General features: G+C 66.9%; 9 protein-coding genes and 1 tRNA gene. 2 read left to right on the top strand and 8 right to left on the bottom strand.

What is annotated here, in order from left to right; translation table 11 throughout:
* Positions 1-642: 642 nt before the first annotated feature.
* From ELEN_RS05830 to ELEN_RS05810, 5 genes are all read right to left on the bottom strand, one after another.
* On the bottom strand, positions 643-2,067 hold the full coding sequence (locus ELEN_RS05830) for a HAMP domain-containing sensor histidine kinase (RefSeq protein WP_114513125.1): 1,425 nt from the start codon (positions 2,065-2,067) through the stop codon (positions 643-645).
* Positions 2,068-2,129: 62 nt separating this feature from the next.
* Complete coding sequence (locus ELEN_RS05825; protein WP_015760431.1) at positions 2,130-2,792, bottom strand: response regulator transcription factor; 663 nt, start codon at positions 2,790-2,792, stop codon at positions 2,130-2,132.
* Between the two features lie 68 nt (positions 2,793-2,860).
* Entirely contained in the window at positions 2,861-3,748 is an 888-nt protein-coding gene (locus tag ELEN_RS05820; protein WP_015760430.1) for an ABC-2 family transporter permease, read from the bottom strand.
* Positions 3,748-4,524, bottom strand: coding sequence for a lantibiotic immunity ABC transporter MutE/EpiE family permease subunit (locus ELEN_RS05815; protein ID WP_015760429.1), 777 nt, complete (start codon positions 4,522-4,524; stop codon positions 3,748-3,750). Before ELEN_RS05815 ends, ELEN_RS05820 begins: the two co-directional genes overlap by 1 nt.
* The gene (locus ELEN_RS05810) at positions 4,521-5,219 is read right to left on the bottom strand and encodes a lantibiotic protection ABC transporter ATP-binding protein (RefSeq protein ID WP_015760428.1); all 699 of its coding nucleotides are present in this window, start codon (positions 5,217-5,219) and stop codon (positions 4,521-4,523) included. The genes ELEN_RS05815 and ELEN_RS05810 overlap by 4 nt, the downstream gene beginning before the upstream one ends.
* A gap of 179 nt (positions 5,220-5,398) precedes the next feature.
* On the opposite strand from ELEN_RS05810, the gene ELEN_RS05805 reads away from it, so the two are divergent.
* Complete coding sequence (locus tag ELEN_RS05805; protein WP_015760427.1) at positions 5,399-6,427, top strand: hypothetical protein; 1,029 nt, start codon at positions 5,399-5,401, stop codon at positions 6,425-6,427.
* On the opposite strand, the gene ELEN_RS05800 is transcribed toward ELEN_RS05805, so the two are convergent.
* The 3 genes from ELEN_RS05800 to ELEN_RS05790 form a co-directional block, all read right to left on the bottom strand.
* Positions 6,399-8,141, bottom strand: a complete 1,743-nt coding sequence (locus ELEN_RS05800; protein ID WP_015760426.1) for a sensor domain-containing diguanylate cyclase — start codon at positions 8,139-8,141, stop codon at positions 6,399-6,401. The genes ELEN_RS05805 and ELEN_RS05800 overlap by 29 nt on opposite strands.
* Positions 8,142-8,348: 207 nt before the next feature.
* A tRNA-Thr gene (locus tag ELEN_RS05795) sits at positions 8,349-8,423 on the bottom strand.
* A gap of 197 nt (positions 8,424-8,620) precedes the next feature.
* The gene (locus tag ELEN_RS05790; protein ID WP_009304701.1) at positions 8,621-9,217 is read right to left on the bottom strand and encodes a TetR family transcriptional regulator; all 597 of its coding nucleotides are present in this window, start codon (positions 9,215-9,217) and stop codon (positions 8,621-8,623) included.
* A gap of 314 nt (positions 9,218-9,531) precedes the next feature.
* Between ELEN_RS05790 and ELEN_RS05785 the strand changes: the two genes are divergently transcribed.
* Entirely contained in the window at positions 9,532-10,680 is a 1,149-nt protein-coding gene (locus ELEN_RS05785) for a serine/threonine protein kinase (RefSeq protein ID WP_009307323.1), read from the top strand.
* Positions 10,681-10,688 lie beyond the last annotated feature (8 nt).

Genomic DNA, 10,688 nt, shown 5'->3' with positions numbered 1-10,688 from the left:
GCAAGGCTCCTTCTCCCGCTCGGCGCGCCCTGCCCTACAGTATGGGGAACGCGATCGGTTGACGCAAGCGAGCATCGGTTGACTTTCCCGGGCGCGCGTCAACCGAGCGAGTGCGAAAGACCCTCCTCCGAGCCTTGTCCCCGCCCTCGGACCTCGGCGCCCGATCGGAAGAATCCGCCCTCCCGGCTCGTGCACGGTTTCGAACGAAATGTTGCGTTTTCGAGAGAGCTGAAGACGCGCGGAGCGACACGACAAACGCGACCTGGGGAAACGTTCGCAACCGGAAGAATGCGGAAGGCACGCAAAGGAAGCTTGCAGCATTTCGTAGAAAACCGTGCACGGAAGGTCGAGCCCGCCGACTAACCGAGCGCCGGCGCGCCCGAGCATCCGGCAGCGCACGCGATGGCGAAAAACTATCGAATTCGGAAGCCTGCGGGCCAACCTGCGGGGCGCCGAAAAACCCTCTTCTCCATAACGCCTGCTCATAGAAGGGGGCTTTTCCGACAGAGCGAGGCCGCCCCTCACGAAATGCGCGACCTCTTCCGAATTCGATAGTTTTTCGCCTTTCCAGCCCGACGCGCTGCCCGCAAGGAAGCCCGAGGAGGCCGTCGAGTCGTGGTACCGCTTCAACAAGGACGGGCTCTACTCCGCGTAGCCCGTCGGCCCGGCCGGCTCCTGCGGCGTCGCATGGCCCAGCGGCAACCGCAACGTCGCCCGCGCGCCGCCGCCCTCGGCGGCGCTGCGGTTGGCCAATTCCACCGAGCCGCCATGGCGCGCGGCTGTCTCGGCGGCGACGTGGAGCCCGAGGCCGCTGTGGCCGCGCGCCGCGCGTGCGGCATCGCCCTGGTAGAAGCGCTCGCAGCCGCGGCGCAAAGCCTCCGACGAGAAGCCCGGACCCTCGTCGGCCACGCTCAGCGCCAAGCAGCCGGCGGCGACGTCTGCCCGCACGTCCACCGCAACCGACGACCCGGCCGGCGCATGCTCGACGGCGTTCGCCGCCACGTTCGCCACCGCCCGCTCCACCAGCGCCTCGTCCAACAGCATCATCGCGGGCAGGTCCGCGCCCTCGCTCCAGGCGACGCGCACGCCGCTCGCCGCCGCCAGCGCCTCGACCTGCGCTCGCAAGCGCTCGAGCAGCGGCCGCAGCCGCGCCTCCTTCGGCGCGAACGACGCGCCCACGCCCAGCGACGCGTCGATGAGCGCGGACACGTACGTTCCCATCTGGCGCGCGCCCTCGGCGACGTCGGCCGCGCACGCGCGCTGCTCGCCCGAGAGCTCGCCCTCCAACAGCAGGTCGACGTTGCCGCGCACCACGGTGAGCGGCGTCTTCAAATCGTGCGCCAGCGCGGCGATCTGCTCGCGCTGCGCCTGCTCGCCCCGCCACTGCGCCTCCAGCGAGTCCTTGAGCGAGGCGCGCATGCCGTCCATCGCGGCCAGCACGTCGTCGATCTCGCGCACGCGCGACGAGGCAACCTCGAAGTCGAGGTCGCGCTCCTCGATGCGCCGCACGGCGTCCGCGAGCGGCTCCATCTTGCGCGAGATCACCCGTGCGGCGCGCGCGGCGATGCCCACCAGCGTCAGCACCGACAGCACGGCGAGCGCGCCCAGCAGCAGGTTCTGCGGGTTCGGCAGCGCGTCGCGCAGATCCTTCGAGGCGAACTGCGGCAGATACTGGTACACGAGCACGCATACCGAGCCGTCGGCCAAGGTCACCGGCTCGTACCGCGTCATGCCAAACGTCTCGTAATCGATGGCCAGGCCGTCGAACGCAGCCGCGCGGGCATCGTCGACCGCACCCGAGGCAACGTCGCCGGCCGCATACGCGCCGTCCGGCGAGAACAGCGCCCACCTGTACGCCGAGGGCACGGCGGCGTCGATCGCGTCGGCATCGGCGGAGGGCAGCGCGGCGAGCTGCGCCGACGTCTCGTCCAGGGCCGTATCGCCGTAGTTCGCCAGAAGCACCGTCCCGCTTCCGACGAGCAAGCCGAACGCTGCGTACGCGGCCAGCGCCAGCGCCAGCAGCGCGGCCAGCACGTAGGCGAAGTAGCGCAGGATGAGCGCGCCCAAGGGAAACCTGCGTCCGCGGCCGCGGCTCGCGCCGAGCGCTCCATGCGTCCGCGCGTCCCGCCTCACGCCGTCCATTTGTACCCCACTCCCCACACCGTGTCGATGGGCTCGGCGCCCGCCGCCTTCAGTTTCGCGCGCGCGTTCGCCACATGCACCGATATCGTCGACGCGGCGCTTTCCGCGTCCCATCCCAGCACGTTCTCCACGATCTGGTCGCGCGAGAACGCCTGGCCGGGATGGCGCGCCAGGAACTCGCACACGTCGAACTCGGTCTTCGTCAGCGGCACGGTGGCCTCGCCCACGTACGCCTCGCGCGACGCGAGGTCGAGACGCAGCGCGCCGAACGACAGCGCGTGCTTGCGCTCGCGCCGCTCCCGCCGCAGGTGCGCCGCCACCCTCGCGCGCAGCTCGGCCGCGCCGAAGGGCTTGCGCAGATAGTCGTCCGCCCCCAGGCCCAGGCCGTACACGGCATCGTCCTCGGAACTTCGTGCCGTGAGAAACACGATGGGCGCGTCCACCGAGCCGCGGATGGCGCGGCACAGCTCGAACCCGTCCGTCCCCGGCATCATCACGTCCAGCAGCACCAGATCGTAGCGGTCGAGCTTCAGCGCCAGCACCTCCTCGGCGCATGCGGCGCAGCGCACGTCGTGCCCGTCCTTGCCCAGCACGCGTCCCAGCAGGTTGCGGATCGCCTCGTCGTCGTCGACCGCGAGTATGCGGGCCATCGTTCCTCCTTCCGTCTCGCACGAGTGTAGCATGAGGCATCGGCCCCGTTCCTTCAGGTCGTCCGTTCCTATTCGCCGCTGCGACGCGGGTTCTCGAAGCGGTTCGCGGCCGCCAGCGCCACCGCCAGCACGACCGCCGTGATAGCCGTGCATGCGCACGTCACGGTCGCGTACGCCGCGACCAGAGCCTCGACCTGCGCCTGCGCTCCCATGCCCGCGGCGATGGACAGCTCCAAGGGAAGCGAAGCCAGACGCGAGGGCCACGCGAACGGCACAAACGCGGCCGCCCCGATGCTGAACGCTCCGCTGAACGTGCCGGTGACCAAGCCGTTCGCCAGCCCTCCCATCAGCGTCAGCGCCGCGATGAAGCCGAGCGTCCCCATCCCGATGGAGGCGTTGCGACCGAAGCGCAGCGCGACGCACCACAGGATGACGTACGAGCACAAACTGCCCAGCGCGATGCCCGCCGTCGCAAGCGCCACCGCAGCCGTATCGGGAAGCGAACGGCCCGCCAGCGCCAGCGAGCCGCAGAACAATGCGGCTGCGATAGCGGCAGCCATCAGGCACAGCGCCAACAGCGCCGCCAATTTCGCCGCCAGCGCGCCGCGCCTCGACGACACGCCCAGCACGTTCGCGCCCTCGCCCGCCCGCTGCTCGGCATCCGCCGCCAAGCCGCAGGATATGCCCGCCAGAAGCGGCGCGCCCGCGCCGAGCAGCTGGAAGAACGCGTCGGTTCCCAGCAGGGAATCCCATGCCGAGAACGCGAAGTACGCACCCGCCAGCGCGCCGAGCGCGACAGCCAGCGCCACATGCAGCACCACAAGCGGCGAGTGGCGCATCCTAACCGCCTCCGAGCGCAGCGCGCGCCGAAACGTCACGCGCGCCCGACCGGGCTCCGCCTCGCAAGTTCGCGTCCCGGCCTCGCGCGCCTTCGCGCGCGCCTCCGCCCCGGCCATCAAGCAGCCTCACGCTTCGAGAACCACGTCGCCCCAGCCCATGCCAGCACGGCGAACAGCACCGCGGCCACGACGATGCCGACCACGGCCTCCCAACCGAACGCGCCCAGCGCCTCGCCCGCCTCCAAGGGCACGCCGGACGGCGCCACGCCCAGAAGCGGCGACACGGCGCAGAGCGTCGTCGCCGGCGGGAACGCGAACCACGCCGCCGACGAGTACAGCGCGATACCCGCGCCCAGCTGCAACAGCACCGGAATTGCGATGCCCGCAAGCGTCCCGAACCGCACGGTCAGCGCCAGCGCCGCAGGAACCATCCACGAACTCGCAACCGTCAAGATGGTCGCCGCGGCCAGCCCCTCGGCAAAACCGGGGGCATCAACGCCCATCGCTCCAAGCGCCGTCGAACAGACCAGCACCGCGAGGTTCGCAGCGAACGCCAGCGCCAGCGCGTAGCACACCTTCGCCCACCACGTGCGCGCCGGGGGAAACGGCAGCGCCAGCACCGAACGCAGCTTCTGCCGAGCGTCGATGTTCGCCACCGAGACGCAGATGAGCGCGATGGCGACGGGCATCATGAGCACGTACCAGAAGTTCCACAAATACGTTGCGACACCCCCGGTCGCGCCCGTGCCAGGAATGACGCCCGAGGACAGCACGCCCAGCGCGCAGAACGGCAACGGCGCGATCAGCGCCACCTTGCGCGGCGCCCCGCGGCGGCCCTTCAGCACCTCCGCTCTGAACACCGAGAAGAACGGCCTCGTCCGCGCCTCCATCATGCCACCGCCTTCCCCAGGCACACGTCCATGAACAAACGCTCCAAATCGACGCCCTCGCCGAGTGGAGCCTCGTAGGCCAGACGGCCCTCCACGATGATCCCCACAAGATCGGCCATATGCTCCACCTCGTTCAGGATATGGCTCGACAGCACCACCGTGATGCCGTGCTCCGGAAACGAGCGGACGAGGGCACGCAGCTCTTGAATGCCCACCGGATCAAGGCCGTTGGTCGGCTCGTCCAGGATCAGCAGCCTCGGATGACCCACCAACGCGAGCGCGATCCCCAGACGCTGCTTCATGCCCATCGAGAACTGGCCCGCGCGCTTCCTGCCCGTTTCGGGAAGTCCCACCGTGGCCAGCGCCTCGTCGATACGGCTTTCGGGAACGCCCAGAAGCGACGTGCGCACGCGCAGGTTCTCCCGCGCCGTCAAGTTGTCGTACAGCGGGGGCGACTCGATGAGCGCCCCGATATCGTTCAAGTCGTCGCGCGTCCACGGACGACCCGCGAAAGCGATCTCGCCCGAGGTGGGCCGCAGCATGCCGCACAGCATCTTGAGCAGCGTCGACTTCCCCGCGCCGTTCGGCCCCAAAAGGCCGTACACCGATCCTTCCGGCACATGCAGCGACACCCGGTCGACCGCTTTCTGCCCTTTGAACGTCCTCGTGAGATCGTTCGTTTCCACCATGAATCCCATAGAGCCTGCCCTTTCTCTTGCCTGAGAACAGGATGCGCCCGGTTTATAAAGATTCGTTAAAGACCGAAACGTTTTCCGCGATTCCGCAGCCACCGACGGCGTATCCCCGTTGACCCCGACGCTGCGTCATGGTCTACCATGCGAAGAGCAGCATCGTCACGCACACGTCAGGAGGCCCCATGCCGTTCGCGCCCGTTGGAACCCCCGCGCCGCCCTCCCGCGCCCTGCCGCGCATGGCGATCGCCCTGCTCGCCTGCCTTGCTCTATACGGCATCGACCTCGCCTGCATGGCAACCGTCCCCGCAACCGGATTCGACTTCGCGTCGGGCTTTGCGGTGCCGTTCGACCTCATGGTCTTCGTCCCGGCGGTCTTCTACCTCCTCGTGGTGCGACGCTACAGGCTGTCGCCCTTGCTGGTGCTGCCGGTCATCTGGCTGGGCGGCCTCGTGTCGCTGCAGTTCGCCGCGCCCGGCAAGCCGTCGCTGCTGGCGCCGCTCGGCCTGTGCGCCGTCGGAGTGGAGCTGGGCATCGCCGCGCGCGAGGTCCTCCGCCTCGTCCGCCGCTTCCGCACGGCGAAAGCGTCCTCGGACAACCCGCTCGACTGGTTCTCGGACGCGTTTTCCGCTCTCGCTCGCAACGAGCGGGTCGCGCGCATGGCGGCGCTCGAATGCGTCATGTGGTACTACGCGTCGGCTTCGTGGCGCCGCGCGCCGCACGTGCCGCACGGCTACCGGGCGTTCTCGTCCCACCGGCAAAGCGGCTACGTCGCCGCGGTCGGCGTCATGCTGGTTCTCATCGCCGTCGAGACGGTCGCCGCGCACCTGTTGGCAGCACGGTTCAGCGTCGCGGCCGCATGCGTGTTGACCGCACTCTCCCTCTACACGATCCTCTGGATGATCGCCGAAGCCCGCGCCGTCGTGCTGAACCCGCTTCTGGTGGACGATGTCGAGCTGGTGGCGCGCTGGGGCATGCTCGTCTGCGAGCGCATCCCCCTCGACCGCATCGCGCGCGTCGGTTCCCAGGATCCCGCTGTCCCGAAGAGGGAGCTTCTGAACCTGGCGGCCATGGGCGGGCAGGCGTTGTGGATCGAGCTGGCGGAACCCCTCGAAGTGCGCGGCCTCACCGGAAAGCCCCGCCTCGTGCGCGCGATCAAGACCACGCCCGACGATGCCGCCGCGTTCAAGGACGCGCTTCGCCCGCGAAGCTGACGCGATCCTTACCCTTGCGCTTCGCCTCGTACAGCGCACGGTCGGCCGCGTCGAACAGCGATTCGTACGTTCCTCCGTCGATACCGGCCAACGCTCCGCCCACGCTGAGCGTGACGAGCGCGCGGCCTTCGCATCTTTGCCCGTTCACCCGCAGAGCAGCCCGCTGCGCCTGAACGAGATCGGCGTGCGGCAGATACGCGACGAACTCGTCGCCGCCGATACGCGCAACGATGGCGTCGTCCGACGCCAACGCCTCTTCAAGCGACCGCGCCACGTTCGACAGCAGCTCGTCGCCGGCCAGATGGCCGAACGTATCGTTCACGCCTTTGAAGTCGTCGATGTCGATGACGAGCAGAGCTCCCACGCCGCGTTTCGCACCGGTGCGCAACAGCGGGTCGATGAGCTCGGAGGTGGCGCTCTGATTGAACAGCCCGGTCAGAGGATCGCGTCGCGCCTGGTCGGCGAGGTCTTCAAGCTGACGACGCTCCGCGGTGATGTCTCGCCAGCTGCCGATGGTGCGCACGGGCGCTCCGTTGCGGTCGTACAGCATCATGGCGTGCATGCGCGTCCAACGCCAGTCGCCTTCCGGCGAGCCCCCGAAAAGACGACGCACGTCGAGCGTCACCGACTCGCCGCCCTGCAGCGCCTCGGCCAGGCGCTCGCAGTCGTCGGGATGGATGCGCCCGCCTTCTGCGATCATCTCGGTGTAGCGCTCGATCCGACGCTCCTCGGGAAGCGCGCTGCCGTCCGCGCCGGGCGCTCGCTCGTACTCGACCAGCACGTCGCGCTCGATATCGTATTCGAACAGCACGTCGGTAACGCTGCGCAGCGCGATGCGGTAGCGTTCCCGCTCCACCGCGAGCGCGATCTCCGCCTCCTTGCGCGACGTGATGTCCACGAGCACGCTGCCGATCTTCACCGCACCGTCCTCGGTTTGCACTTTGCGACCCGAATCGAGCACCCACGCCAGCGTACCGTCCTTGCGGCGCGCGCGGTACTCCGTCTCGTACGTAGGCCCCTCGGCGAAGCAGCGCGCGACATCGGCGAGCGCCTGCGCGCGATCGGGAGCATGCACCATGCCCGCCGCCGTGCCGCCGCTCACCTCCATCAGCTCTTCGATGGTGTAGCCGAGCATGCGCGCCAGACCCTCGTTGACGTAGGACAGCGTGTACACGTCGTCGTCCTCGCTCATCTTGAGGCCGCCCGTGATGTTATCGGTGAGCAGATCGATGGTGGCCGTTTTCTCGCGCACGAGCTGCTGCAAGTACTCGTAGGTCTGCCTGCCGGCCTCGAAGGGGAAGTACCGCTCGTCCCTCATCGCCCGATAGGGATTCGACGCATGGACATGGCGGATCTTGAGCTCTCCGCCCGCATCCACCAGCTCGTAGCTGCACCGCTGGCGCTCTTCGATCACCAGCTGCGAGTCCTCGCGCGTGCGCACATTGTAGCGACCTATCACGGTGCAACTGCACTCCGTGACGTTCACCAGGTAAAACTCCTCGTCGAAAACCTCGCACGGAGGCGCAAGCGGCGCGCGCTTCGTCAAATACGACACGATCTCTTCGGCGCTGGTCGAGAATTCCACCTCGCCCGCTCCTATCCACGAGAGATCGTCGGAAAAGCGCTCAACCACCTGCTCGATGCCCGTTCCGGCGTAAAACCGGCGCACCGTGTCGCTCACGAACGACAGCGCTTCGTCGAACAGCGGGTTCATCGCACTCCTCTCGCCTGCCTCCCGAGCGAAAGCCTCGGAGGCCGAGACGGCTTGCTCACCGTCCCCCTACGCATTTCGTTCGAAAGAGTATAGCGCGCCGGCAAGCAGAAGGCTCTGTGAAACCCGCGAACAGTTCGCGCTTAGGGGCGTTCTACCCCTAGATACGAAAAGGGCCACCAGCGAAAGAGCCGGTGGCCTGGTGTTCCGTGGAGCCAGTGACAGGAATCGAACCTGCAACCCACAGTTTACAAAACTGTTGCGCTACCGTTGCGCCACACTGGCGTGCGCGTGAATCGCGTGCGTGCGTATTGTACGACATCATGCGCTTCCGGAAAAGCGTTTCCCGCAACGCCCACAAGCATGATGGGCATCATCGCTCGAAAAACACGGAATCGCTTCCGAAAACGTGTTTTTCGAGCGATGATGCGCGCCCGCTGCGCCAAACCCTCCCCCGCTGCGTCCGCAGGACGTCGGCGCCCCTAACCAGCCGAGGTTCCACCCGGCTCGTCGATCCTCAGCGCGCGGTACAGGCGGTCGGGCACGAGGCTCACGAGATCGTCGGTCCAACGCACGAGGTCGGTGGGCGCATCCGAGCGGAACCAGTCGTTCAGCACCTCGCACTCCAGCTTCGAGAATATCTCCACGATGAACCGCATGTTGTCGTTCACGGTCACATGGCGGTACTTCTCGAGCGTCTCCAACAGCACCGTCTTGCGGTTCTCGGGCATAACGGTCTGGCCGAAGGGCGTGTTGATGCTGTACTGGATGGACTTGCGGTAGAAATCGCGCTCCTGCGCGATAAGCCGGAGATGATGATAGTACCCTGTCTTCCAATCGATGGTGCGCCCTATCTCGTTGAGGTAGAACTGCCGGCAGAAGATGGAATGCCACCAAGGGATGTCGTATTTGCTTTGAAAATGGCGGTAGAACGTCTGCCGGGATATTCCCGCGTTCTCGCATATCTCGGCGATCGTGATGCGATCGAGCGATTTGTCGACGGCATGCAGTATCTTCATCTTCGTGCGCAGCTCGGGCGATCCGAAGATGTCCTGTCCATGAGCAAGATCCGGCAGCATACAAAGCCTCCTCTTAGAGCACCCCGACTTGAACCTGCAAGAAACCTGTCAACCGAATTAAACATACCGCACCGAAACGCCTGACAGCACGTTACATTCTTGCACAATTGTCCGGCATAGTTGACAATCATATTCTTTAATTCCGCAACTCGGACATACGGATGACCTTGTGCAACGGCACCGCGACACCGAACGGACTGCGCCCTTTGAATAGCGTTTCCCAGCCCATCACAATATCTTCACAGAGAGGTGGACACGCCACCCGAAGACCTTGAAGGCGGCGCCGGAAGCGCTGCCGGAGAAAGGAGACTGTCATGGCGAAGATAGTCAATTCTTGGAACGACTGGGATCCGCTGAAGCGCGTGATCGTCGGCCTGTGCGACAACTCGGTCATCCCGCCCGAGGAGCCCGCGACCTCCGAGAAGGTGCCGGTCGACTCCGAGATGCGCGGCATGTGGGGTCTCCGCCCGCTGCGCACGGTCGAGGTCGGCAACGCCTGCCTCGAGAACCTCGTGAAGGCGCTCGAGGAGCGCGGCGTGGTCGTCGACCGCCCGACGCCCCTGCAGTGGAACCAGGCCATCGGCACGCCCGACTTCCGCAACGACTCGATGATGACCTGCATGCCGCCCCGCGACATCCTGCTCACCATGGGCAACGAGATCATGGCCTCCGCCAACTCCTTCCGCTGCCGCTACTTCGAGTACCTGGCCTACTGGCCGCTCATGAAGCAGTACTTCGACGAGGACCCGGACTTCCTGTGGACCCAGGCCCCGCGCCCGCGCCTGACCGACAAGTCCTACAAGCACAACTACTACGACGAGAAGATCTCGCTGGAGGAGCGCCTGGTGCGCACCGCCAACAAGGACTTCGTCACGACGGAAGTCGAGCCGATGTGGGACGCCGCCGACGTCATGCGCATGGGCAAGGACCTGTTCATCCAGCACGGCCTGACCACGAACCGCACGGCCATGGACTGGTTCCAGCGCTACTACCCCGAGCACCGCGTGCACGCCGTGAACTTCCCGGGCGACCCCTACCCGATCCACATCGACGCGACCTTCGTGCCGCTGCGCCCCGGCCTGATCATCAACAACCCGCAGCGCAAGCTGCCCGAGGAGCAGCGCGCGATCTTCGAGGCCAACGACTGGCAGATCGTCGACGCCGCCCAGCCGGCCCACTCCGAGCCGCCCGAGTTCTGCTACAGCTCCGTGTGGCTGTCCATGAACTGCCTGGTGCTCGACCCGAAGACGGTCATCGTGGAGGCCTCCGAGGTCTACCAGCAAGAGGAGATGGACAAGCTCGGCATGAACGTCATCCCCGTCGACCTGCGCGGCGCCTACGCCTTCGGCGGCGGCCTGCACTGCTCCACGGCCGACGTCTACCGCGAGGGCGAGTGCCTCGACTACTTCCCGAACCGCGTCGCCGACCCGACCCTGGTTCGCCCGGAGATGTGGAACGACTAGTCGCGTAG

The organism is Eggerthella lenta DSM 2243 (assembly GCF_000024265.1).
GTDB lineage: Bacteria > Actinomycetota > Coriobacteriia > Coriobacteriales > Eggerthellaceae > Eggerthella > Eggerthella lenta.
The sequence above is the reverse complement of the archived record's forward strand: the minus strand, read 5'-3'. Positions and strand labels throughout refer to the sequence as shown.